The organism is Pseudomonas sp. QL9 (assembly GCF_041409665.1).
Taxonomy (GTDB): Bacteria; Pseudomonadota; Gammaproteobacteria; order Pseudomonadales; family Pseudomonadaceae; genus Pseudomonas; species Pseudomonas knackmussii.
In genome coordinates, this window is the sequence record NZ_CP166971.1 from 142,343 (window position 1) to 166,199 (window position 23,857).

Sequence of the window (23,857 nt, forward strand, 5' to 3'; positions counted from 1 at the left end):
TCACCCCCGCCGCCACCAGGCACGCGGCGCCATACGCTCCTCGTGCATAAACCGAGGCAACTGCGCCAAGGCCACCCACAACTCCCCCTGCCAATCCAGCAACCCCATCGCCGGCCCCTCCCCCTTGGCCAGCAACCGCCGAGGGCTGCCCGCCGCCAGCAAGGCCTGGTCACGCAAGGTCGGCAGCACATGCCCGGTCAGCCAGCGACGCAACTCGCGATGCTCGGGATCGCGGTAGCGCTGCAATACGTAAGAGATGCCGAAGTCGTTGATCAACCAGACCTGCTCCTCGCCCGTGGCGGTGGTCAGCCAGGCCTGCCGGCGCAGGTCTTCGTCGAGACGGTTGACGACGTAATGCTCGACCCGCTCGCGAATCAGGTAGCCCAGTTCACGGGCAACGATCCAGGGCTGGTTGTCGATGAGGGTGCCGCGGAGGGAACGGTTGTAGCGGTGGAATACGGTGGGGGTGAAGACTTGATCCATGGGGCTGGCCTTGACGACTGTCCGTTGAACACGACCGCATCGACAGAGCGCTGCCGTAGAAACGACGCAGTGCTGCCAACACGAAACTTTATGGACTTATCAGGTCGCCAAACCCGGCCCTTGTCGCTTTCACAAGGGCGACGGGAGGGTATGGGGAAGTGGGGGATGGGTCAAGGTGGGGGATGTCGCAGCAATGCCAGCCGACGTTCGATTGGCGAACGAGCCGAGAGGTAATGGCTGAATCTCCCTCGGCCGTTGCGCAACACTAACGGGAAGACAGCACTTCAGTGGCGGCACGAAGACCGGAAGAGTAAGCACCGTGGACGGTCTGGTAATAGTTCTCGTCAGTGGCCTCTCCGGCAAAGAACAACTTTCCGTCTATGGGCAAAGCAAGGTCTTTACGCATCGGAGGTGTCGAGCCCATGACATTGCAGGAGTACGAACCCAGGGAATAGGGATCGCTGCCCCATCGAGTAATCACCCAACCAGTGGGCTCTGGCACTTCACGGAACATCTTGCGCAGGGTCCTCATTGCGCTCTGGACAATCTCTGCGTCCGTCCAACCCTCGATCTCCCGGCCGAAGTCGGCCGCATTGAAACCGATGAGCACCGGCGCTCCTGTCGAACCGGCCAGGCTTATCCACTCGGCCCAGCGGCCATACTCGTCCGGCACATAGTTGATCCAGTCAAACGCTGGCTCCCAGAACACTTCAGGGAACTTCAGGCAGCACTTGTTCAGCACACCGACGCCTATCCCGTCGACGGCCTTGGACTTGCGGTCAGGAAGTTCCGGAGAAAACGCTATCGCGCCGCTCTTGAGCACACCCAGGGGCACCGTCACTATTACGTGCCGGGCGCGGTAGACCTGCCCTTCCGTCTTCACGAGTACATCTTCGCCGCGGCTATCGATGGCGTTAACCACTTCACCCAGTTTGATGGTCAAGCCCTTGGCGAGGTGATCGACCAGCACCTGGTAGCCGTCCAGAAACAGCGAATCGCTACCGGGATACGCATCACCGCTGGCAAACCAGCGGACCGAGAGCGCCTCCGCGCTGGCACCGTACTCATGCTCGTAAGTCGTATTCAGTATGAAGTCCACGCGTTTCCTTTGAGCTGGGGTGAACTTCGAATAGCCCAGGCCCGCCCGCACGGCATCTTGCAAAGAACGATCGACATCGCGCTCCTGCGCCTCGGATATGACCTCTTCGATCCTCTCCCTGAGGTTCTCCATCGCTTGCAGATCAGATGCTCCATATCGCCGTCCGTCGCTACCGAAGACTTCCGCATTCTCGCCCGGCGTGGGTACGAGCCTGGCACCCACCTTTTTAGCCAGCTGCGCGATCGGGTTGCTCTGGCTGGCCCCGTGAATCCAGGTCGCGCCCAGATCGAGCTTCGCCCCTTCCCACTCCCGATGAGTCAGAAGGCGCCCGCCCAAACGGTCGCGGGCTTCCAGCGTTACAACGCGAAGCCCCGCATCGTGCAATCGCCTGGCCGCTCCCAATCCTGAGATCCCGGCCCCCACGACCAGCACGTCGATATTCGAAACGTCTTGGCCATTCAATGCAGCGCGCTCCGTGCGGAAGCTACTGCCACTGACACCAGCAATGGGAATAGCCGCCCCCAACAAGCTCCCGGCAGCGAACATGAATCTTCTTCGTCTCATCTGTTGGCCCTTATGCGGATTAGTGACTTCGTCACCTTCAACTGCAGCGTCGAGCCAACCGTTCGAGCCAATAGCGAAAGTGAACTCATGGAGTGGTACATCGATGAATTCCAATACAACTGCCTGGTGCCACTCACTTCCCCGTCATGACGCCTTTCCAGATACGTGCGCGCAGCCGCGCCACATTCGGAGGAATGGCTTCCATGGCATACAGCCTTTCGAATACTTCGGGAGACGGATAAATCCCACCGGCTGTCTTGAGCGCTCGCTCACTGACGACGTCGGCAGCCGAGCGCCCGTTGGCGTAATCGACCGCGTTGGCAACCGAGGCCAGTACCGCAGGTCTCAGCAGGTAATTCATGAAGGCATAGCTGGCATCTTCATTCGGGGCGTCCGTCGGTATAGCCACCATGTCGAACCAGGTAGGTACCCCTTCGCGCGGCACCACATATTCAATCTGAACGCCATTCCCCGCCTCGGAAGCGCTCTTCGCGGCTTCAAGGACATCACCCGAGAAGCCCACCACCAGGCAGACATCGCCACGGGCCAAGTCAGCCGCATACTTCGAGGCATGGAAATACGAAACATGGCGGCGCATTTGCCTGAGCAGGTTTTCGGCCTTCTTGTAGTCGCCCACCTGGGTGCTGTGATGCGGCAGCCCCAGGTAATGGAGCGCGATGGAAAGCATTTCAGGAGCACTGTCCACCACAGCCACTCCTTGCGTTGACAGCTTCGCCAGGATGTCCGGGTTGAAGATCAGCTCCCAACTGTCCAACGGCTGGTCCGAACCCAGGATGGCGCGGACCTTCTTGACGTTGTAGCCAATGCCCGTGGTGCCCCAGGCGTAGGGAAAACCGTACTCATTACCGGGATCGTTCACGGCCGTTGCATCAAGCAGGCGAGGATCCAGGCTCTGCCAATTCGTCAGCCTGGACTTATCCAGTTTCTTCAGCACGCCGCCTTTGATTTGCCCGGCCATGAAGTGGCTGGAAGGAAACACCACATCAAATCCGGAACGCCCCGCCTTGAGTTTCGCGGCCAATCGCTCGTTGCTGTCGTAGGCTTCATAGAGTTTTTTCAGCACGAATTACCCCTTTTGCTTTTTCCAGGCCGCCGCTCACAAGAGGCAAAAAGGGAAACCACCACCGACACAGGATCTCTTTATTGAATCCCGAGACTCAGGCGAAGGACTTACCACTCAGCCTTATTAAAAAACGAAAACAATGCCGGGAGCACCGCTACCGGCTCAGGAAAGAAGTGCAGATGAACTCTTACTCAGCGCTTGGCAAAGCAGGAAGCAGCCGACTTCACTTTCGAAGCGGCTGCGCCCTGCCACCTTGAAGTCATACAGCCAGTGCCGACCTAACAGAGAAGGCCGGCAGGCCGCATCCAATTACTTCCCGGTTATGACGCTGTTCCAGATACGGGTGCGAAGCCGATCAATGTTTGGCGGAACCGCTTCCAGGGCATAGAGTCGTCCGAATATTTCCGCAGACGGATATACCTTGATGTCAGACCTGAGAGCAGGATCGACCAATGTATCGGCAGCCTGGTTTGCATTGGCGTATTTGATTGCATTGGTAACCGAGGCCATCACTTCCGGCTGCAGCAGGAAGTTCATGAAGGCATAGCCCTCTTCTTCGTTCGGAGCGTCCGCCGGCATGGCCACCATATCGAACCAGGTCGGTGCACCCTCTTTCGGAACCACATAGTCGATATGGATCCCGTTCTTTGCCTCGGCGGCGCTGTTCGCCGCCTCGAGGACATCGCCCGAGAAGCCGACCACCAAGCAGATATCACCATTCGCCAGATCAGCCACGTACTTCGACGAGTGGAAGTAGGTGACATTCTTGCGCATTTGCTTGAGCAGGACTTCGGCTTTCTTGTAGTCGTTCACGTTGGTGCTGTGGTGCGGCAGGCCCAGGTAATGCAGGGCGATCGGCAGCATTTCCGGCGCATTGTCAACCACTGCCACTCCGCACTTGGACAACTTTTCCAGAAGCTCGGGCTTGAAGATCAGGTCCCAGCTATCCAACGGCTGGTTGGAGCCGAGGACGGCACGGACTTTATCCACGTTATAGCCAATCCCGGTAGTCCCCCATACATAAGGAAATCCGTACTGATTACCGGGATCATTGACCGCTGTCGCCTGAAGCAACTTCGGATCCAGATTTTTCCAGTTGGGCAGCTTTGATTTATCCAGCTTCTTCAGTGCACCACTTTTTATCTGCCGGACCATGAAATGACTGGACGGGAACACCACATCATAACCGGAGCGACCGGTCATCAACTTGGCATCCAATATCTCATTACTGTCATACACATCATAGTGCGCATTGATTGACGTCTGCGCCTTGAACTTGGCCATGGTATCTTCCGCGACATAGCCACTCCAGTTGTAGATACGAACATCACCGGCGGCATGACTCAGCGATGCCACGAGCATGAGAGGGAGTATTTTCTTCAGCACGGTATTACCTCGTTGATTTTTATTTTAGGCAGCTACTGAAAATCAGCGCACGCAATAACATACAAAGCCCACTGCTCATGGACTTCCGCTCTTCGCTCCATGCATAGACGGTATTAATGCGGCCACCGGCTTATCGACGGTGCCATACGGCGGACTCACCATTAATCGGGATGCAAGTGCCTCACCCCAAAAAATAAGGCAGCAAGAAACCACCGCTTGTACGGCGCAGCTATCGCAAAGCAAGCCGAGAGAAATGAAGTTCCCAACTTTCCCGGAGGCATACACACTGCCGATGAAGCCTCGAGCGATTCGTGGGTACGCCCGAAGCCCATCGGAGTGTTCGCCAGAAGTGGCAAGACGAAGGCTAGTGAAACGCCTCAGCGCCTGTCTTGTGCGCGGACCCGCGTAGAAATTTGCTTCAGGTATTCCTTGGGCGTCACGTGCATGCGCTCGCGGAAGCATTTGTAGAACGCGGAAAGCGAGTTGAAACCAGCAGCGAAGGCCAACTCGTCCACCCGCTTGGGATTGCTGTGCTCCTCCAGGCTGTCGAGCAGGTGCTGAAGGCGCGCCTGGTTGACGTACCGGTAAAAGCTCTGCCCCAGCACTTGATTGAGAAGGTGCGAAATCTGATTTCGTGTGTAGCCGGTCGCTTCAGCCACTTGCTGCAGGTTCAACTCAGCGTCCAGGTAAGGTTTCTGGCGTTGAAAGTAGTCCTCCAGGTCGCCAGCCATGATCCCCATCTGGCGTGCCGAGAGTCCCAACCGGCTAAGCGCTGGACGGCCATCCGCCGAAGCGGCCTCGCCGACGTCGGTTCGCTCGATATTGGCGTACTCCGAAACCCGCCAGACCAGGCCATCGCGTACGGTAATCGCCTCGCTGGCACGGAACGAAACGAGGTCGTTACCGCCACGCAAGCGGATTCGGTATTGGATGAATGCCGTATGACCATCGATGCGAATACGGTCGGTGTGTTCCAGCAGCTCGCCGCTCAACTGCGGCATGCTTGAACGCACGAAATCTCGGAGCTCGTGCAGACGCATCATCCGATTGCCCGCGAAGTCGTAGTACTCGACATCCGGGTGGTACAACGCCAGCACAGCCTCCAGGTCACACGTCTTCCAGCCCTCGCGGTATCGCAGGATAGTCTCTCGGGTACGCTCGGTTTGCGCGGCATCATCGGGCAGCGACGGAACTTGGCTCATACGTAGTGGCTCATGTACTTGAGGCTGGAGCCGCGAATGATAATTCGAAAGGTCGGGATATTCGGAACATCCAGCTGACCAAAGGTGCCAAATACCTGCCCCTCGTCTCCGGCGACGAAAAGGTGGATCGGTGCAGGAGCCACCTTGAACCGGCTCTCTTCTGTAGCGAATGCGCTGTGGCGTCGCCCGCAGTCAAAATGACCCCACTAGAGTCAAAGTAACCACAGACCGCAAGGGTCATTCTGACTACTAAAAATATAAGTTATTGATTTATAAATAATAAAAGTTGGCATAAAGGCTGAATTCACTGTCAGGCCCGGTCGTTTCGAAATCATCGGTCCAGGCAAAGGTGTCCATAACGTCAGCTCCAGACCACTGGAGCTCCCATTCAGACCTTCATGCAATCAAGGAAAAGAACGATGCCAATCAGTGAATCCCCGTCGCCCGTCGCAGTAGTCACCGGCGCCAGCTCCGGCATTGGCCTGGCGGTAGCCGAACGCCTCTTGCAACAAGGCGTGCGGGTACTGGCCATGGCGCGACGCAGCGATCCACCGGCCTCGCTTCAGGCGCAGTCAGGCACGGGGCTGTTCTGGCTATCCGGCGACGTGACCCGCGCGGCGGACCTGGACAGGCTCGCGCAGCTTGCCCGCGAGCTCGGTCCTATCGACTATCTGGTGCCCAACGCGGGTATCGCCCAGTTGGCCGACGGCCTGGACAACGAGGCGTTCCAGCACCAGTGGGCAGTCAACGGTGCAGGAGCGCTAAACACCCTGGCGGCGTTGCGGGACCAGTTGAACCAACCGGCTGCAGTGGTCTTCATCGGCACCTTCCTGTCGCAGGTCACCTTCCCGGGACTGGCGGCGTACATTGCGTCGAAATCCGCGCTCAAGGCACAGGCGCGGACATTGGCTGTCGAGCTGGCGGCGCAACGGATACGCATCAATCTGGTGTCGCCAGGGCCGACCGCCACGCCGATCTGGGGCACGCTGGGCCTGGATGAAAGCCAGCTTGCGAGTGTCGCCGACTCCGTGAATCAGCGCCTGCTAGACGGCAGCTTCCTGGAAGTGGGCGCCGTAGCCGACGCCATCCTCTTCCTGCTGTCGGACGGCGCGCGTGGCATCCACGGGCAGGACCTGATCGTGGATAACGGTTACACGCTGCGCTGAGGACGGCAGCAACGGGGGCGGTTCATTCAGGAGACCTGATCCCGCCCCCGGCCGCGCCGTCGATTCAACGCAGGCGCCACATGCTCGAGAACACGCCATCGCGGTGGATGAGCCCATGAACCAGCGCCGCCGCGCCATGCAGCAGTATCAGGGCGAACAGCGCCAGCCCGAGCCAGGCATGCACGGCGTGCAGCAGGCCGTAGAGGTCGGCGTCCTGGCGAACGAGGGCGGGCATCAGCCAACCGGCGAAGCGCAACGGGTAGTCCGCGGCCGACTGCATGGCCCAGCCGACCAGGGGCTGCGCCAGCAACAGGGCATACAGTGCCAGGTGCATCAGGCTCGCCATTCGACGTTGCCAGCCCCCCACTGTGGAGGGAAGCGAAGGCTTGGCCGTCACCCGACGCACCAACAGTCGAATGACGACGAGCAGCAGGAGCGCCAAGCCAACCTGCTTGTGCCAATTGACCAGCTGCGGTTGATAGCTGGCGAGACTCGCCACCATGGCTACGCCGATGAAAAGCATCCCGATCACCAGGATGGCCATCGCCGCATGCAGCAGCCGCAGGATCGGGTTGTAGGCACCGACAGACACTTTCATTGCTGCGCCCCCTCGGCGGATTCAGTGGGTTTTCCCTCGGCGGTGCGCCGTCGATAAGACTCCGCGTAGGCCGCGGATCGAGCTCGCAGAATCGCGTCGCCACTGGGCTCCACGCCATCGGGAAGTACCAGCGGATCGAAGTTGAAGCCGTAGCAATCGCCTTCCAGTTGGGCACGTGCCTGCTCCACGACCAGTGTCCCGGCATCGACCCGGGGGCGAGTCTCCGGCCACGCATGTGTAGGGTCGTCCACCGGATCGCTGGCGTCGGCGAGCGTGAACCGCCATTGCCAGCGCAGTGGCCCGGCAGCCAGGCGTTCCAGCAGGTCACGCTGAAGCAGGTCGGCCGCAGGCTGTTGCTGGGTCAGCGGCGTGGCGGCCAGCTCCGGCACCATCGACCAGCGCACCGGCTGACGGCGGCCCTGCGCATCCACGAGCACGAAGGCATTGATGCTGTTGAAGCCGGTGCTGGCGAAACTGTCGCTGGGCCGATACGACGACGCCCAGGCGCGGAACTCGGCGCTTTCCGGGTGTGCCTCGAAGAACGCCTGCAGCTTCCGTGGGTCCGGCTTGCCTGTGGCCGGATCGGGGCGCATGGCGCCCAGTTGCTGGTAGAAATCCTCCGGCGTGCGGACCGCCAGCACCGGGGGATTGTTCATCGCCATGCGCCACTGCTGGCCATCGGCTTGTCGCAAGAGCAGCGCCATGCTGCGCACGGGGACGCTGGTATCGCCCGCGTGGGGATTGCCGGCCCCGACCGAGAACCGCCCCAGGACCTCGACACGGCCGGCGCCGAGCAATCCCGCACGGGACAGGGAAGCCAGGGCTCCGGTGCCCTCGATATGCCCCTTGAAGCAGATGCCGCGGGGATGGGCGCGTCGATAACCGGGATGTACCCCGGCGTTCTGTTCCATGCGCCCTATCAGTCGGGCGGTGGTCAGCCTGTCCGTACCGAGCCAGCCGGCCGCCCAGGCGAAGGTGGCGGCACAGCCGGCAATGCCGGCGGCGATGGCGACGGTTCGGAAGAGGTGCTGTCCATGGGTCAGCGGTCGATTCTGTTGCATGGCAGTTGCTTCAAAGGTCTTGGTTCGGTGGGGAAAAGGGTGGCACTGCAGGCTCGGGCAGCCCCGCTGACAAGGTCACGGCCATCCTGGACGGCGCCCTGTATACCAATTTTGCATACACTTATCTATACGCAACTTAATACCTGTACACATTAGGCAACATTCTCTGCACCCTGCCCCCGCGCGCCTTACACAGCCCATCGAATGCATGTCATTGCCGCCACACCTCACTCTCACCGCCGACCCCGGGGCCTCTGCGCTTGCCTGGCTTGTACAGGCAAACGAGATGAAGATGCCATTTATGCCATGCGCCCCATGCAAATGGCGCTTTTGCCACTCAAACAGAACGAAAATGTTGTACAGAAAACTATCTTTGTACAACTAAAGCACGCATACTGGCCTCGCAATCAGAGTGCCATCACGCAGCCGACGCAGCGGAGCAAGCCGATTCAGCGGACGAATGCGAGAAGGCATCGTCCGTAACGTCTGCCGCCAAGACACCCAGAGGTGCGAAACATGATTCCAACCGACCCTGTCCTCGTAACGGATCGCCCGATCGGCTGCCGCAACTGCAGAGACGGTCGGAAGCTGTCGTTCGAATTCAGCATGGCGTTCCAGCCCATCGTCGATGCGAGAACCAAGCGCGTCTTCGCTTACGAATCACTGGTTCGTGGAACCGATGGAAGCGGCGCGGCCGGGATTCTCGGGATGGTCTCGGAAGACAACCGCTATGCCTTCGACCAGGCCTGCCGGGTAAAGGCGGTGGAGTTGGCGGCGCGGCTCGCGGTGCCCTGCTACTTGAGCATCAATTTCCTGCCCAACGCCGTCTACCAGGCGGCGACCTGCATCCGCGCCACGCTGGAAGCGGCGAAGCGATTCGACTTTCCAACCCGGCGCATCATCTTCGAGATCACGGAGAACGAGCAGCTGGTGGAGAAGCAGCATCTCAAGGACATCCTGCTCGAATACAAGCGGCAAGGCTTCCAGACCGCGATCGACGATTTCGGCGCGGGGTATTCCGGCCTCGGGCTCCTGGCGGAGTTCCAGCCCGACATCATCAAGCTCGACATGCACCTCATCCGGAACATTCACCAGGACAAGGCCCGGACAGCCATCACCGAAGGCATTCTCGACATCTGCAAGGCACTGGGCATCCAGGTGGTCGCCGAGGGTGTCGAAACGGCAGGGGAATTCGCGAAGCTGCGCAGCCTGGGCGTGGACCTGTTCCAGGGCTACCTGTTCGCACGCCCCCGGTTCGAAGCCTTGCCAGCGGTCGCCTGGCCGGATGATGCGAATGTCTTGGAGCGCGAAGCATGAGCGAGGTCGTCGATTTCGAATCGGCCGTACGCGAGGCGCTGGTGTTCCTCAAGCAGGCCTTTGGCTTCGACCAGTGGTTCGTCACCCGGCTCGATGATGGCGAATGCATCGTCATGCAGGGGCTCGAGGACCAGGCCATGCAGCCCGGCCACACGCTGTGCTGGAGCGATACGCTGTGTTCGAGGATGGTGGCGGGTTCGGCTCCGCGGATCGTCCCGGACCTGGCGGAGCATCCGGGGTGCGTGGACGCGGCGTTCATCCGCGACAGCGCCACCCGCGCCTACATGGGTTTCCCGCTCTACAAGGGTGACGGCGAGCTCTACGGAACCCTCTGCGGCATCGCCGCGCAGCCGCAACCGGAACCGTCCGCGCTGCAGGTCCAGCTGTTCGAACTGCTGGGCAAGCTGCTCAACGCCCTGCTGCAGATGGAGCTCCGCGCCGAGACCCAGACCCGCCGCGCCGAGCGATTCGCCGCCCAGGCGCTGCAGGACGCGATGACCGGTCTGTTCAACCGGGCCGGCTGGGAGCAACTGATGGCGAAGGAAGAACAGCGCTGTCATCGCCACGGCAGATCGTGCGTGGTGATCGCGATCGACCTGGACGAGCTCAAGCAGATCAATGACAGCAAGGGCCACAACGCCGGCGACCGGCTCATTCGCCAGACGGCCAAAGCCCTGACGCAGGCTACCCGCAGCGAAGACGTGGTGGCGCGGCTGGGTGGCGACGAGTTCGGAATCATCGGTGTCAATTGCGATCTCGACGGCGGCCGCGAATTGCTCAAGCGCGTGCTGGCGAGCCTGGCCGAGCACGGCATCGCCGCTTCGGTCGGCATGTCGTCACGACCGGCGAAGGGCGACATACGAAGTGCCTTCGTAGAGGCGGACCTGAAGATGTACGAGCAGAAACGCCTCAAATCATCCAGGAGCCTTCAGGGCTGACGCCCGCGAAGCCGGCCCCCAGGCCGCCCCGGGAACGGCCTTCGCCTTTCCGGACGCCGGCCGGCAGCCCACGCCAGGGCGACGCCTCCCCGTTCGGTCGCGTGCTCCTTCGGCGCAGGCATGCGAACGGGCGAAGCGACGCTTTGCCTGACCCGTATCCATACCGTCGCCACGAACAGGCGGCGGCGTACTTCCGAGGAAAGACCCGATGCTCACTCTCTTCCGCCGAAACCGGTCCCAGGATGTCTTCAAGGCTCTCGACCAGACCCTGGGCGTGGTGGAGTTCGATCCCGACGGCACCGTCCTGCATGCCAACCGGCCGTTTCTCGACCTGCTGGGCTACTCCATCGACGAAGTGCGCGGGCGTCCGCATCGCCTGCTCTTCCCGTCCGATGAAGCGGACAGCCGCGACGCTCGGGGCTTCTGGCAGGCACTGTGCGAGGGCCGGCCGCAAAGCGGGACCTTCAGGTACGTCGGCAAGCGGGGGACCTGCGTGTGGATCCACGCCACCTATACGCCCATCGTCCGCCGCAAGCGGCTGGCGCGCATCGTCGGGCTGGTCACCGACATCACCGCGCAGGTCGCCGAGCAGGCGCGCTTCGAGTCACGGATGGCGGCGATCGATCGCGCCCAGGCGGTCATCGAGTTCAGCCCGGACGGCACCATCCTCGACGCCAACGAGAACTTCCTGAAACTGATGGGCTACGGGATCTCCGACATCCGCGGGAAGAAGCACGCCATGTTCGTTCCCGCCGCCCAGCGCGAATCCAGGGCCTACGCCGAGTTCTGGCAGAAGCTGCGCTCGGGCCGGTTCGAGACCGCCGAATTCGAACGCATCGCCAAGGACGGCCGGTCGGTCTGGATCCACGCCACCTACAACCCGATCCTGGGGCCGCAAGGCGAGGTGGTCAGCGTGATCAAATTCGCCAGCGACATCACGGCCGAGGTTCTGCGCAACAAGGAATTCAAGCTGCTTTCGCTGGTGGCGAACGAAACCGACAACGCCATCGTCATCACCGACGCAAAGGGCTTCATCCAGTACGTGAACCGCGGCTTCACGGAACTCACCGGCCATGAACTGGAAGAGGTCCGCGGCAAGAGACCCGGCCCGCTGTTGCAAGGGCCCGCGACCAGCCGGGAGACCGTCGAGCGAATCGGCCAGGCCTTGCGCAATGGCCAGCCGATCTACAGCGAAATCCTCAACTACAGGAAGTCCGGCGAGCACTACTGGATCTCCCTGGCCATCAATCCGGTGTTCAATGAAGCCGGGGAGCTGGAACGCTTCGTGTCCATCCAGGCCAATATCACCCAGACCAAGGAGATCTCGCTCGAGGCCGAGAAGCGCTTCACCGCCATCAGCGTGAACAACGGCGTCGCCGAGTGGGATATCGATGGCCGGCTGGTTTCGGCGAACGACTATCTCGTCCGCCACCTGGGTCACCAGAGCCTGCCGGAGCTGCTCGGCCGCCGGCACAACCTGGGCACCCTGCTGGGAAGGGAGCGTTTCTCGACGCTGCTGGGCGGGCAGCAGTTGCTCGGCGCGCTCGACATGCCCGGCAAGGACGGCAAGCCCATTCGCTTCGACAGCGCCCTGTGCCCCATCACCGACTCGGTCGGCCGGATCAAGCGCATCGTGTCCTATGGCATCGACGTGCAAGCCAAGTTCGAGGCGTCGCAGGTCACCCACCGGGAAATGCGCCTGGTGCAGGATTCGAGCGCGCGCATCGCGAAGATCATCGACAGCATCGATACCATCACCGAGAAGACCAACCTGCTGGCCCTCAACGCCGCCATCGAGGCCGCCCGGGCCGGCGAATCGGGCCGCGGATTCGCGGTGGTGGCCGATGAAGTCCGCAAACTCGCCCAGCAGTCCGCGGCCTCCGCGCGGGAGATCACCCACCTGGTGAACGAGAGCACGGAGCGCATCGATCGCCTGAATACGTCGCTGGCCGAGTTGCTGACCTCAGCCTGACCTGCCCGCGCGTCTACGTCCTGTCGGTTTCAGGACGCGCAGCGTCGTTCGGGTGCAAACTGCCTGCAATGGGGATGGCAAGCTTCCATACTGTTAGGACCAGGCGCGCCCAGATGCCTGGCCAGATAACAAGAATGGCGCCCCGAAGAGCCACGCAGCCGTGACGTGGCCGGTACGCCGCAGCCGAAGAGTTCCGAACCGCTGCCGGGGGACGGCAGGTGAGTTCGCGATGCCGAGGTGTGCTGTATGCCTGATGATTCGCTTCACCTGCCCTTTGTTCACGATGTGCTGGAACGGGAGAAGGCCACCCCTGGTGCGCTGCTGCCGGTCCTGCACGCCATCCAGGATGGCGTCGGGTACGTGCCCGATTCCGCCGTTCCCGAGATCGCCCATGCCTTGAACCTCAGCGTTGCCGAGGTGCGAGGGGTGATCAGCTTCTACCACGACTTCCGCACCGCCCCGCCCGCTCGCCACACCCTGCGTCTATGCCGCGCCGAGTCGTGCCAGAGCATGGGGGCCGAGCACCTGGCCGCGCAGCTGCGCGAGCAGCTTTCCCTGGACGATCACGGCACCAGCGCCGATGGGCAGATCGCCCTGCGTCCGGTCTATTGCCTGGGTGCCTGCGCGTGCTCGCCGGCACTTGAACTGGATGGCCGCGTGCATGCGCGGCTCACGCCCGAACGCCTGCGCGAGCTGGTGAACGGCTGCCTGGAGGACGGAGCATGCTGAAGCTCTTCGTCCCCCGTGACTCGGTGGCCCGCGCCGTGGGCGCCGAGAACGTCGCCGCCGCGCTGGTCCGCGAGGCCGAGCGGCGCCAGATTCCGCTGGATCTGCAGCGCACCAGTTCCCGTGGCCTCTATTGGCTGGAGCCGCTGGTGGAGCTGGAAAGCGCCAATGGCCGGCTGGGCTTCGGTCCGCTCACGGAAGCCGACGTCCCTGCCCTGCTCGACGCCCTGGCCGGCGACCCGGCCAGCCATCCGCTCGCCCTCGGGCCGGTGGAAGAAATTCCTTATCTGAAGTCCCAGCAACGCCTGCTGTTCGCCCGTGCTGGCATCACCCGGCCGCTGTCGCTGGACGACTATCGCGCCCATGGCGGCTTCGAGGGCCTGGCCCGCGCGGTCGGCATGGACGGTGCCGAGGTGGTCGCCGCCGTGCTCGATTCCGGCCTGCGCGGCCGGGGTGGCGCGGCCTTCCCCGCCGGCATCAAGTGGCGCACCGTGCGCGATGCCCAGGCCTCGCAGAAATACGTGGTGTGCAACGCCGACGAGGGCGACTCCGGCACCTTCGCCGACCGCATGCTGATGGAGGGCGACCCCTTCCTGCTGATCGAAGGCATGGCCATCGCCGGCCTCGCCGTTGGCGCCAGCATGGGCTACATCTACGTGCGCTCCGAATACCCGGACTCCATCGCCACCCTCAACCAGGCCCTGGAGATCGCCCGCGACGCCGGCTATCTCGGCGAGGATGTGGCGGGCAGCGGCCGAGCCTTCGACCTGGAAGTACGGGTCGGCGCCGGCGCCTATATCTGCGGCGAGGAAACCGCTCTGCTGGACTCCCTGGAAGGCAAGCGCGGCGTGGTTCGCGCCAAGCCGCCGCTGCCGGCGCTGGAGGGCCTGTTCGGGCTGCCGACGCTGGTGCACAACGTACTCACCCTGGCCTCGGTGCCGATCATTCTGGCCAAGGGTTCGCAGTTCTACCGCGACTTCGGCATGGGCCGCTCGCTGGGCACCATGCCCTTCCAGCTGGCCGGCAACATCCGCCACGGCGGGCTGGTGGAACGCGCCTTCGGCCTGACCCTGCGCGAGCTGGTGGAAGGCTACGGCGGCGGCACCGCCAGCGGTCGCCCGCTGAAGGCCGCGCAAGTCGGCGGCCCGCTCGGCGCCTGGGTGCCGCCCACGCAATTCGACACACCGCTGGACTACGAGGCCTTTGCCGCCATGGGCGCCATGCTCGGCCACGGCGGTGTGGTGGTCGCCGACGACACCCTCGACATGGCGCGCATGGCCCGCTTCGCCCTGCAGTTCTGCGCCGAGGAATCCTGCGGTAAATGCACGCCCTGCCGGATCGGCTCGACCCGTGGCGTTGAGGTGGTGGATCGGCTGATCGCCGCCACCGACATCACTGCTCGCGAGGAGCAGGCCGAGCTGCTGCTGGACCTCTGCGACACCATGCAATACGGCTCGCTCTGCGCGCTGGGCGGGATGACCTCGTACCCGGTGACCAGCGCCCTCAAGCATTTCCCCGCCGACTTCGGCCTGGCGACCAAGGAGGCCGACCAATGATCAATTACTTCGATCCTGCCAGTTCCAGCGCCAGCGAAATCGACCTCGGCACCCCTGCCCGCGAGAGCGACGTGCAGGTCAGCCTGAGCATCGACGGCCGCGAGATCAGCGTTCCCGCCGGCACCTCGGTGATGCGCGCCGCGGCGCTGCTGGGCACCAGCATTCCCAAGCTCTGCGCCACCGACAGCCTGGAAGCCTTCGGCTCCTGCCGCATGTGCCTGGTGGAAATCGACGGCATGCGCGGCTACCCCGCGTCCTGCACCACGCCGGTCACAGAGGGCATGGTCGTGCGCACGCAGACGCCGAAGCTCGCCTCACTGCGCCGCAACGTCATGGAGCTGTACATCTCCGACCACCCGCTCGACTGCCTGACCTGCCCGGCCAACGGCAACTGCGAGCTGCAGACGGTGGCCGGCCAGGTCGGCCTGCGCGAAGTGCGCTATGGCTACGAAGGCGCCAACCACCTGAGCGATGAGAAAGACGTCTCCAACCCCTACTTCGACTACGACCCGAGCAAGTGCATCGTCTGCAACCGCTGCGTGCGCGCCTGCGAGGAAACCCAGGGCACCTTCGCCCTGACCATCGCCGGGCGCGGCTTCGAGTCGCGCGTGGCAGCGGCCGGCGGCGAGAACTTCCTCGACTCCGAATGCGTCTCCTGTGGCGCCTGCGTGCAGGCCTGCCCCACCGCCACGCTGATGGAGAAGAGCGTGGTCGAGATCGGCCAGCCCGAGCGCAGCGTCATCACCACCTGCGCCTACTGCGGCGTGGGCTGCTCCTTCCGCGCCGAGATGAAGGGCGAGCAGCTGGTGCGCATGGTCCCGGACAAGAACGGCCAGGCCAACCACGGCCACTCCTGCGTCAAGGGCCGCTTCGCCTGGGGCTATGCCACCCACCCGGACCGCATCACCAAGCCGATGATCCGCAAGCACATCGACGACCCCTGGCAGGAAGTCAGCTGGGACGAGGCGGTGAACTACGCGGCCAGCGAGTTCCGCCGCATCCAGCTCAAGTACGGGCGCGACTCCATCGGCGGCATCACCTCCAGCCGCTGCACGAACGAAGAGACCTACCTGGTGCAGAAGCTGGTGCGCGCCGCGTTCGGCAACAACAACGTCGACACCTGCGCCCGAGTCTGCCACTCGCCCACCGGCTACGGCCTGAAACAGACCCTCGGCGAATCCGCCGGCACCCAGAGCTTCGACTCGGTGATGAAAGCCGACGTGGTGCTGGTGATAGGCGCCAACCCCACCGACGCCCACCCGGTGTTCGGCTCGCAGCTCAAGCGCCGCCTGCGCGAAGGTGCGCAGCTGATCGTCATCGACCCGCGGCGAATCGACCTGGTCGACTCGCCCCACGCCCGCGCCGAGCTGCACCTGCAGCTGCGTCCGGGCACCAACGTGGCGATGCTCAACGCGCTGGCCCACGTAATCGTCACCGAAGGCCTGGTCAACCAGCCCTTCGTCGATGCGCGCTGCGAGGCGGCGGACTTCGCCCGCTGGCGCGACTTCGTCAGCCTGCCGGAGAACTCGCCCGAAGCCCTGGGCCCGGTGTGCGGCGTGCCACCCGAGGAAATCCGCGCCGCCGCCCGGCTCTATGCCACCGGCGGCAACGCGGCCATCTACTACGGCCTGGGCGTCACCGAGCACAGCCAGGGCAGCACCGCGGTGATGGGCATCGCCAACCTCGCCATGGCCACCGGCAACATCGGCCGCGAAGGCGTGGGCGTGAACCCGCTGCGCGGCCAGAACAACGTCCAGGGCTCGTGCGACATGGGCTCCTTCCCCCACGAGCTGCCCGGCTACCGGCACATCTCCAACGAGACGGTGCGCCACCAGTTCGAGCAAGCCTGGGGCGTGACCCTGCAGCCCGATCCGGGCCTGCGCATCCCCAACATGTTCGAGGCAGCGCTCGACGGCTCCTTCAAGGCGCTGTACTGCCAGGGCGAGGACATCGCCCAGAGCGACCCCAACACCCAGCACGTCACCGCCGCCCTCTCGGCGATGGAATGCGTGGTGGTGCAGGACATCTTCCTCAACGAGACGGCGAAGTTCGCCCACGTCTTCCTGCCGGGCAGCTCCTTCCTCGAGAAGGACGGCACCTTCACCAACGCCGAACGGCGCATCTCCCGCGTGCGCAAGGTGATGGAGCCGCTGGGCGGCAAGGCCGACTGGGAAGCCACGGTGGCGCTGGCAAATGCCTTGGGCTATCGCATGGACTACAAGCATCCGTCGGAAATCATGGACGAGATCGCGCGGCTGACGCCGACCTTCACCCGCGTCAGCTACGCCGAGCTGGAGCGCCACGGCAGCCTGCAATGGCCGTGCAACGACGCCACGCCGGACGGCACCCCGACCATGCACATCGAGCAATTCGTGCGCGGCAAGGGGCGCTTCATGCTCACCGGCTACGTGCCCACCGAAGAGAAGGTCAACAGCCGCTACCCGCTGCTGCTGACCACCGGGCGCATCCTCAGCCAGTACAACGTCGGCGCCCAGACCCGGCGCACCGACAACGTCGCCTGGCACGAGGAAGACCGCCTGGAGATCCACCCCGAGGACGCGGAAAGTCGGGGCATCCACGACGGCGACTGGGTCGGCGTGGGCAGCCGCGCCGGGCAGACGGTGCTGCGCGCGAAAGTCAGCGAGCGGGTGGCGCCGGGGGTGGTCTACACGACCTTCCACTTCCCCGAATCCGGCGCCAACGTGATCACCACCGACAACTCCGACTGGGCCACCAACTGCCCGGAATACAAGGTCACGGCGGTGGAAGTCACCCGCGTCTACCACCCCTCCGAGTGGCAGAAGCGCTACCAGGCGTTCAGCGACGAACAACGGCGCCTGCTCAAGGAACGCCGCCACGCCGAGAAAGCCGAGGTGCGCCGATGAGCGTCGACAACCTGATCAAGATGGCCAACCAGATCGGCCTGTACTTCGCCACCGAGCCGGACCGGAAGGTGGCGGTACAGGGCGTGCGCCAGCACCTGCAGAGCTTCTGGACCCCGGCCATGCGCCGCGAGCTGAAGGCCTGGCTCGACGAACACCCCGGCACCGACCTGCACCCACTGGTGCAGGCAGCGCTGACGGAGGCTACGGAGAAGGCCTAGCGCGCCGATCTCATCCGCAATGCCGGCGCATAACCCGCTCGGGGTTATGCGCCCTACCAAAGCGCATCGGGCTGGTTTTGTAGGAGCAGTCTCCCGTTCTCAGGAAGACTCTTGCGCGTACGCCTTGTGCCGTTGCTTGTCGCGGTACATGCCCTTGTCGGCATGCTTGAGCAGACCCTCGATGCTGTCGCCATCCTGCGGGTAGATCGCCACGCCCACGGCGGCGCCCACCCTGACCTGCCGCTCGCCGACATGCTCGCGCAGGGTCGCCAGCGGTGCACCCAGGTGCCGCTCCAGCTTGTCGCGGACCTGCGCCACCTGCGCCGCATTGCCGGTGCGCCAGAGCACGATGACGAACTCGTCGCCGCCCAGCCGCGCCACCAGGTCGCTGCTGCGCACCGTGTCGCGCAGGCGCCCGGCCACTTCGACCAGCACCAGGTCGCCGACCTCGTGGCCGTAGGTGTCGTTGATCGCCTTGAAGCCGTTGAGATCGATGAACAGCAGGGCGAACTCGACCGCCGCCGGCGGGCTGAGAATGACTCGCTGCAAATGCCCCTCCAGCGCCGTGCGGTTGCTCAGCCCGGTGAGCCGGTCGGTGCCCAGCTCGGCCTGCATGTTCTCCAGCGCCGCGGCCAACTGGCCGATCTCGTCGCGCCGGCCGATGTGCAGCGGGACGTCGAACTGGCCCTGGCCGATGCGCTTGGCGGCGCTGGACAGGCGGGCGATGTCCGCAAGAATCCAGGTGCCGATGTACACGCCAAGCAGAATTGCCACCACCACCGCCAACAGCGCCACCAGCACCGTGTGCAGCACGTTCCGGCCCAGGTCGCCCATGAAGTCGCTGCTCGGCACCGCCACCACCGTCAGCCAGGCGAGGCCGGCGTCGTCGCGAACCCAGCTGTAGGCGACGTGCATGGCCTGGCCCATGGCGCTGTCGAAATGGAAAGTGCCGCCCGGCAAGGCGCTGTCGCCGGCGTTGAGCCGGCGGACCAGTTGCTTGTAGGTCTCGCGCACCAGCGGGTCGGGGTCGTCCTTGGCGTTGAACCGCTGCGGGCCGATATGGCGGTCGACGATCAGGTTGGCGCCCTTCGACGATGCGACCAGCTTGCCGTCCGGCTCGACGATGAAGGCCAGGCCATGCGGGCTGATGTCCAGGCTGTGGACCAGGTTGTTGAGCTGGTGCAGGGAAACGTCGGTGGCCACCACCCCTTGCAGACTGCCATCGGCCGAACGCAGGCCCCGCGCGCGGGTGAGCACCAGGTCGTGGGTGCCGAAATCGATGTACACCGGCGTCCAGGTATCGCCACGGGCCTGCGCGGCCTGCACGTACCAGGGCCTGAGGCGAGGGTCGAACAGCGTCGGCTCGACGCCGTTCGCCACCGGCGCAGCGCGCGGGCCAGCCAGCCGATAGAGCCTTCGGTGGTCCGCGGGATCCCACTTGATGCGCAACTCGGCCTCGCCGGCGGCACGGCGCAGCAGGCCGAAGGCCAGGCCGTCGCGGCTGCCGTAGTACACGTAGTTGTTGAGATCCCGGTTCAGCGAAGCGGCCGTCCAGAAGCGCTCGATCAGCGACCGCTGCTCGCCGCGAAGGTCGGCCGACAGCGGCACGCCCTCGGGCATTGCCGCGCCCAGCACCAGAGCCGCAGTGCCCAACTGCTGCTGCACGCTGATGCCGATGCGCTGCACCGTTTCCGCGAGCAAGTGCCGGGCGACCTCCTCCACGCTCTGGCTGCCCGAGCGGTAGGAAAACACCCCGATCACCAGTGAAAGCCCCAGCACCAAGGCGATGTAGGGCAGCAACAGGACCCGTTGTAACGAGGGAGACAGGCGCAGCAGATGCATTCGGCAATTCCGTCAGGACAACACATGCCAAGGGCCGTCCATGATTCCGCGACCGCAACCCCGAAGGCCGAAGTGCCGCCCACATCCTGAATTGTGAAGCGGCGCGAGCATGCATGAGCCCGTCGGTGAAATGAATCCTGCGAAAGAATGAAGGGGCGGCGCGGCTCGCCAAACCGTCCTTTCGCGTCCCCCCGTCGGCCTGGTTCAGCGGCTGCGCAACCACTCCACAAAAGCGCCGAGCGGCCGCATCAGACCGCGATTCAAGTGCTGGCCGACAGATTCGCCGACAGCGCGTCGGCTGGCACAGATGGAACGGCCGCCACTGGCCAACCGCGGGCGGGGCCGGCGCCCCGCCCGCCTCACCTCAGGGGCGCGTCCAGGTCTGGCGCAGCCCCTTGCCCTTGTCGCCGTGCAACGACAGCCGCGCCGCCGCCAGCGCATTGTTCAGCGAAGAGGACAATATCTTCAGCACCGCCGGCCGTTCCGGGGTCAGGCGCGCCGCTCGTTCCAGCGGGTCCATCACGGGCAGGATGCGCGGGAAGGCCGCGCCGCGCAGCGGTCCGCCGGGCACCGAGGCGTGGTCGAAGTGGACCGGCATGCGCTTGGCCGAGGGCGCGTAGACCACGTCGTCGCCGGTCCAGCGCAGCGCCAGGGCGCGACGCCGGCGAGTGCGCGACTGGTTGCCGTAGGAGCCGTGCAGGGTCAGCGGGTGGAACATCAGGATGTCGCCCGGCTGCATGTCCCAGTCGAGCAGTTCGTAGCGCTCCGGGTGGGCGTTGATGTCGGGGATGTCGTCCATCGCCTCGTCGATGATCGCCGCCACGTAGTCCGGCGACACCGCCTTGAAGCGCTGCGGCCACTTGTGCGAGCCCTTGACGTAGAGCAGCCCGCTATTCTCCCGGTTGACCGGGTCGCAGGGAATCCAGAACGAACAGATCTGCTCGCCGCGGATCGGCCAGAAGCTCAGGTCCTGGTGCCAGGGCGTGGGCGCGTCGGTGCCCGGTTCCTTGACGAACATCTGGTCGTAGAAGAAGCGCACCTCGTGCGTACCCATCAGTTGCTGCGCCCAGCGAGCGAAAGGCCCGTAGTAGATCAGGTCGCGCAGGGCGTCGATGCGCTTCCAGAGAAAGATGTCCATCTGGTAGCCCTCGACCTTGCGCGACATGAAGCGGCCTACCAGAGAGGCATGCGCGCGCGCCTCCTCGATGCCGCTCTCGACCAGCGCCATCCAGTTCGGATCGATGGCGCCGCGGATCATCACCACCCCGTCGTCGTGATAGCGCTGGATCTCCTCGTCGGTGAGGACGCGGGCGGGGTATGCGGGAAAGGACATGCGGGACTCCCTCGGCACAGAGTGCTCGGCTTGTTGTTGGAATGGGATTTATGCCTTTAATCTCAATATTGATAAGTTCTTCATTTTTGAATAATCTGCCGGAAAAGCCAAGCCCATTCCTCCAACAACGACAAGGGACGCCCATGCACCACGAGAAGAACCCGCTACCGCAAGCGGTCGACGTACTGATCATCGGCAACGGCCCGGTTGGCGCCGCGCTGGCCGCCCTGCTCGGCCGCTACGGCGTGCAGGCCCTGGTGCTCGACAAGGCCCATGACATCCTGCCGATGCCGCGCGCCATCGCCCTGGACAACGAGGCGCTGCGTATCCTCCAGCTGGCCGGGCTGGCCGAGGACGCCTTCGACAAGATCGTCATCCCCGAGGTGCGCATGCACTGCCCGATGGTCGGCCAGTTCGGCCGCGCCAACACCAGCGGCAGCCTCGACGGCCACCCCAAGCTGGTGACCTTCTACCAACCGGACCTGGAGCGTTCGCTGCGCGCGCAGCAGCGCCGTTTCGACAGCGTCCGCAGCGTCGGCGGCTTCGAACTGCAGGACCTGGCCCAGGACGCTGGCGGCGTAAGCGCCACCCTGCTCGGCGAGGACGGCATGCAGCAGACGGTTCGCGCGCGCTACCTGGTCGGCGCCGACGGCGCCAGCTCCAGAGTGCGCAGCCTGATCGGCCAGGACTTCCAGGGCCGCAGCTACAGCGAGGACTGGCTGATCGTCGACGCTTCCGGGCGCGAGCGGCAGGCCATTGATCACGTCGAGTTCATCTGTGACCACCGCCGCCCCACCCCGCACATGCCCGCGCCCGGTGGTCGCGAGCGCTGGGAGTTCATGCTGCAGGCCGGCGAGACCCGCGAGCAGATGGAGAGCGACGAGCGCATCGCCGCGCTGCTGGAGCGCTGGATCGCACGCGACGACCTGAAGATCGAGCGCAAGGCCGTGTACCGCTTCCACGCGCGCTGCTGCGAACGCTTCCAAAGCGGCCGGGTATTCCTGGTCGGCGACGCCGCGCACATCACCCCGCCCTTCGTCGGCCAGGGCCTGGTAGCCGGTCTGCGCGACGCAGCCAACCTGGCCTGGAAGCTCGCCTGGGTGCTGGACGGCCGCGCCGCGCCGGGCATCCTCGACAGCTACGACGAGGAACGCCGCCCGCACGCCCGCGAGATGATCGGCCTGGCCAAGCTGATGGGTCGCCTGGTGATGCCCAGCAGCGCGCCCATGGCCCTGCTCGGCCACGGCCTGATGCGCGGCCTGCGCCTGGTGCCGCCGCTGCGCCGGCACTTCGAGGAGCTTGAGATCAAGCCGAAGAACGTCTTCCGCAACGGCCTGTTCGTGCCACCTGCCCGTGGCCGCCGCCTGCGTCGCGGCGGCCTGTTCCCGCAGGGCCTGGTGCGCGCGTCGAACGGCGCCATCGGCCTGAGCGACGACGTCCTAGGCGACCGCCTAACCCTGGTCGGCCTCGGTGTCGATCCGCGCGCGCAACTTGATTCCGCCCTGCAGCGGCGCTGGGAGAAGGCTGGCGGCGCCTACCTGCAGGTCGGCCTGCACGGCCAGAAGGGCAATGCCGCCACGCCCTTCGTCGAGGACATCGGCCAGGCACTGCTCGGCGGCGGCTCGGCCGGCTCGCTGGCGGTGGTGCGGCCGGACCGCATCGTCATGCACGAGGGCCTGCACGGCGCCACGCTGCTGCACGAAAGCCTCGCCCTGCTCGGCCCGTGACGACCCCTGCCCCGATGCCAACGCATCCACTATCATCGGGGCCGACTTCCCGGACGAGCGGCCCGATGAGCAAGACAGCCAAACCCGACGCCCCCCTGACCCGCGGCCACAAGAAGCGCGAGCGCACGCGCCAGGGCCTGATCGACGCAGCGCTGCGCCTGTTCGCGCGCAAGGAGGTCGGCGAGGTCGCGCTGCTGGAAGTGGCCAGCGAGGCGGAGGTCGCCAGCGGCACCATCTACAACTACTTCCGCACCCGCGACGAGGTGGTCGAGGCCGTGGGCCTCGCCCTCGCCGACGAGTTCTCCGCCACCATCTCGGCGCTCAGCGCCGGGGTGGGCAGCGGTGCCAGCCGCCTGGCGATCGGCGTGCGGATGTTCATCCGCCGGGCCCTCGCTGATCCGGACTGGGCCAGCGCGGTGATCCGCGTGGTGCATTTCGACCAAGCGATCCGTTCGCAGATCGCCGGCTACGTGCTCGCCGACCTGCGCGCCGGCACGCAGGAAGGCGTGTTCGACTATGCAGACGAGAGCATCGCCCTGGACCTGGTGGTGTCCTGCGGCATCGGCGGCATGCGCGCGGCGGTGGAGGGCCGCGGCGTCGAGGAGCACGACAGCAAGGTCGCCGAAATGGTCCTGCGCGCCCTGGGCTCGACCCCGGCGCGCGCGCGCAAGCTGGCCCGGCAGCCGCTACCGGGCTGAGC

Annotated in this window: 18 protein-coding genes and 2 pseudogenes; 11 read left to right on the plus strand and 9 right to left on the minus strand. The window is 64.6% G+C overall.

What is annotated here, in order from left to right; genetic code table 11:
- The 5 genes from ACA097_RS00770 to ACA097_RS00790 form a co-directional block, all read right to left on the minus strand.
- Positions 1-483 (minus strand): Bro-N domain-containing protein, encoded by a 483-nt coding sequence (locus ACA097_RS00770; protein ID WP_371367810.1) that lies wholly within the window; start codon positions 481-483, stop codon positions 1-3.
- Between the two features lie 265 nt (positions 484-748).
- Positions 749-2,260 carry a flavin monoamine oxidase family protein gene (locus tag ACA097_RS00775; RefSeq protein ID WP_371367812.1) on the minus strand — a complete coding sequence of 504 codons (1,512 nt, stop codon included), beginning with the start codon at positions 2,258-2,260 and terminating at the stop codon, positions 749-751.
- A gap of 19 nt (positions 2,261-2,279) precedes the next feature.
- Complete coding sequence (locus ACA097_RS00780; protein WP_052355246.1) at positions 2,280-3,230, minus strand: extracellular solute-binding protein; 951 nt, start codon at positions 3,228-3,230, stop codon at positions 2,280-2,282.
- A gap of 309 nt (positions 3,231-3,539) precedes the next feature.
- Positions 3,540-4,592 carry a polyamine ABC transporter substrate-binding protein gene (locus tag ACA097_RS00785; protein WP_084166791.1) on the minus strand — a complete coding sequence of 351 codons (1,053 nt, stop codon included), beginning with the start codon at positions 4,590-4,592 and terminating at the stop codon, positions 3,540-3,542.
- A gap of 401 nt (positions 4,593-4,993) precedes the next feature.
- Positions 4,994-5,818 (minus strand): nuclear transport factor 2 family protein, encoded by an 825-nt coding sequence (locus ACA097_RS00790; protein WP_043251952.1) that lies wholly within the window; start codon positions 5,816-5,818, stop codon positions 4,994-4,996.
- 419 nt (positions 5,819-6,237) lie between these two features.
- Between ACA097_RS00790 and ACA097_RS00795 the strand changes: the two genes are divergently transcribed.
- Positions 6,238-6,984, plus strand: coding sequence for an SDR family NAD(P)-dependent oxidoreductase (locus ACA097_RS00795; RefSeq protein ID WP_371367815.1), 747 nt, complete (start codon positions 6,238-6,240; stop codon positions 6,982-6,984).
- 64 nt (positions 6,985-7,048) lie between these two features.
- Here the strand turns inward: ACA097_RS00795 and ACA097_RS00800 are convergent, their stop codons facing one another.
- The gene (locus ACA097_RS00800) at positions 7,049-7,582 is read right to left on the minus strand and encodes a cytochrome b (RefSeq protein WP_371367817.1); all 534 of its coding nucleotides are present in this window, start codon (positions 7,580-7,582) and stop codon (positions 7,049-7,051) included.
- Positions 7,579-8,643 carry a catalase family peroxidase gene (locus tag ACA097_RS00805; protein ID WP_052355245.1) on the minus strand — a complete coding sequence of 355 codons (1,065 nt, stop codon included), beginning with the start codon at positions 8,641-8,643 and terminating at the stop codon, positions 7,579-7,581. Before ACA097_RS00805 ends, ACA097_RS00800 begins: the two co-directional genes overlap by 4 nt.
- A 516-nt stretch (positions 8,644-9,159) precedes the next feature.
- Between ACA097_RS00805 and ACA097_RS00810 the strand changes: the two genes are divergently transcribed.
- The 8 genes and pseudogenes from ACA097_RS00810 to ACA097_RS00845 all read left to right on the plus strand — a co-directional run bounded on the left by ACA097_RS00810 (position 9,160) and on the right by ACA097_RS00845 (position 18,255).
- Entirely contained in the window at positions 9,160-9,960 is an 801-nt protein-coding gene (locus tag ACA097_RS00810) for an EAL domain-containing protein (RefSeq protein WP_052355244.1), read from the plus strand.
- On the plus strand, positions 9,957-10,898 hold the full coding sequence (locus ACA097_RS00815) for a diguanylate cyclase (RefSeq protein ID WP_371367820.1): 942 nt from the start codon (positions 9,957-9,959) through the stop codon (positions 10,896-10,898). The genes ACA097_RS00810 and ACA097_RS00815 overlap by 4 nt, the downstream gene beginning before the upstream one ends.
- Before the next feature lie 208 nt (positions 10,899-11,106).
- Positions 11,107-12,210, plus strand: a pseudogene (locus tag ACA097_RS00820) (PAS domain S-box protein); the annotation flags it as partial.
- 411 nt (positions 12,211-12,621) lie between these two features.
- Positions 12,622-12,793, plus strand: a pseudogene (locus ACA097_RS00825) (methyl-accepting chemotaxis protein); the annotation flags it as partial.
- A gap of 323 nt (positions 12,794-13,116) precedes the next feature.
- Complete coding sequence (locus ACA097_RS00830) at positions 13,117-13,599, plus strand: formate dehydrogenase subunit gamma (protein WP_371367822.1); 483 nt, start codon at positions 13,117-13,119, stop codon at positions 13,597-13,599.
- Entirely contained in the window at positions 13,593-15,152 is a 1,560-nt protein-coding gene (locus ACA097_RS00835) for a formate dehydrogenase beta subunit (protein WP_371367824.1), read from the plus strand. The genes ACA097_RS00830 and ACA097_RS00835 overlap by 7 nt, the downstream gene beginning before the upstream one ends.
- Positions 15,149-18,037: a formate dehydrogenase subunit alpha gene (gene fdhF, locus ACA097_RS00840; protein ID WP_371367826.1), complete on the plus strand. Its 2,889-nt coding sequence runs from the start codon at positions 15,149-15,151 to the stop codon at positions 18,035-18,037. Before ACA097_RS00835 ends, fdhF begins: the two co-directional genes overlap by 4 nt.
- The gene (locus ACA097_RS00845; protein ID WP_043251935.1) at positions 18,034-18,255 is read left to right on the plus strand and encodes a formate dehydrogenase subunit delta; all 222 of its coding nucleotides are present in this window, start codon (positions 18,034-18,036) and stop codon (positions 18,253-18,255) included. Before fdhF ends, ACA097_RS00845 begins: the two co-directional genes overlap by 4 nt.
- A 99-nt stretch (positions 18,256-18,354) precedes the next feature.
- Here the strand turns inward: ACA097_RS00845 and ACA097_RS00850 are convergent, their stop codons facing one another.
- Positions 18,355-20,097 (minus strand): diguanylate cyclase domain-containing protein, encoded by a 1,743-nt coding sequence (locus ACA097_RS00850; RefSeq protein ID WP_371367829.1) that lies wholly within the window; start codon positions 20,095-20,097, stop codon positions 18,355-18,357.
- Between the two features lie 364 nt (positions 20,098-20,461).
- On the minus strand, positions 20,462-21,430 hold the full coding sequence (locus tag ACA097_RS00855; RefSeq protein ID WP_371367831.1) for a phytanoyl-CoA dioxygenase family protein: 969 nt from the start codon (positions 21,428-21,430) through the stop codon (positions 20,462-20,464).
- A gap of 143 nt (positions 21,431-21,573) precedes the next feature.
- Between ACA097_RS00855 and ACA097_RS00860 the strand changes: the two genes are divergently transcribed.
- Together ACA097_RS00860 and ACA097_RS00865 are read left to right on the plus strand one after the other, a co-directional pair.
- Positions 21,574-23,157: a bifunctional 3-(3-hydroxy-phenyl)propionate/3-hydroxycinnamic acid hydroxylase gene (locus ACA097_RS00860; protein ID WP_371367834.1), complete on the plus strand. Its 1,584-nt coding sequence runs from the start codon at positions 21,574-21,576 to the stop codon at positions 23,155-23,157.
- A gap of 65 nt (positions 23,158-23,222) precedes the next feature.
- Positions 23,223-23,855, plus strand: a complete 633-nt coding sequence (locus ACA097_RS00865) for a TetR/AcrR family transcriptional regulator (protein ID WP_160286912.1) — start codon at positions 23,223-23,225, stop codon at positions 23,853-23,855.
- Positions 23,856-23,857: the final 2 nt, after the last annotated feature.

Coding starts and splice junctions, on each gene's coding strand:
- ACA097_RS00805 (WP_052355245.1), bottom strand. CDS start 8,643: ATGCAACAGAATCGACCGCTGACCCATGGACAGCACCTCTTCCGAACC.
- ACA097_RS00860 (WP_371367834.1), top strand. CDS start 21,574: ATGCACCACGAGAAGAACCCGCTACCGCAAGCGGTCGACGTACTGATC.
- ACA097_RS00845 (WP_043251935.1), top strand. CDS start 18,034: ATGAGCGTCGACAACCTGATCAAGATGGCCAACCAGATCGGCCTGTAC.
- ACA097_RS00855 (WP_371367831.1), bottom strand. CDS start 21,430: ATGTCCTTTCCCGCATACCCCGCCCGCGTCCTCACCGACGAGGAGATC.
- ACA097_RS00800 (WP_371367817.1), bottom strand. CDS start 7,582: ATGAAAGTGTCTGTCGGTGCCTACAACCCGATCCTGCGGCTGCTGCAT.
- ACA097_RS00850 (WP_371367829.1), bottom strand. CDS start 20,097: ATGCATCTGCTGCGCCTGTCTCCCTCGTTACAACGGGTCCTGTTGCTG.
- fdhF (WP_371367826.1), top strand. CDS start 15,149: ATGATCAATTACTTCGATCCTGCCAGTTCCAGCGCCAGCGAAATCGAC.
- ACA097_RS00865 (WP_160286912.1), top strand. CDS start 23,223: ATGAGCAAGACAGCCAAACCCGACGCCCCCCTGACCCGCGGCCACAAG.
- ACA097_RS00810 (WP_052355244.1), top strand. CDS start 9,160: ATGATTCCAACCGACCCTGTCCTCGTAACGGATCGCCCGATCGGCTGC.
- ACA097_RS00790 (WP_043251952.1), bottom strand. CDS start 5,818: ATGAGCCAAGTTCCGTCGCTGCCCGATGATGCCGCGCAAACCGAGCGT.
- ACA097_RS00835 (WP_371367824.1), top strand. CDS start 13,593: ATGCTGAAGCTCTTCGTCCCCCGTGACTCGGTGGCCCGCGCCGTGGGC.
- ACA097_RS00830 (WP_371367822.1), top strand. CDS start 13,117: ATGCCTGATGATTCGCTTCACCTGCCCTTTGTTCACGATGTGCTGGAA.
- ACA097_RS00795 (WP_371367815.1), top strand. CDS start 6,238: ATGCCAATCAGTGAATCCCCGTCGCCCGTCGCAGTAGTCACCGGCGCC.
- ACA097_RS00770 (WP_371367810.1), bottom strand. CDS start 483: ATGGATCAAGTCTTCACCCCCACCGTATTCCACCGCTACAACCGTTCC.
- ACA097_RS00785 (WP_084166791.1), bottom strand. CDS start 4,592: ATGCTCGTGGCATCGCTGAGTCATGCCGCCGGTGATGTTCGTATCTAC.
- ACA097_RS00815 (WP_371367820.1), top strand. CDS start 9,957: ATGAGCGAGGTCGTCGATTTCGAATCGGCCGTACGCGAGGCGCTGGTG.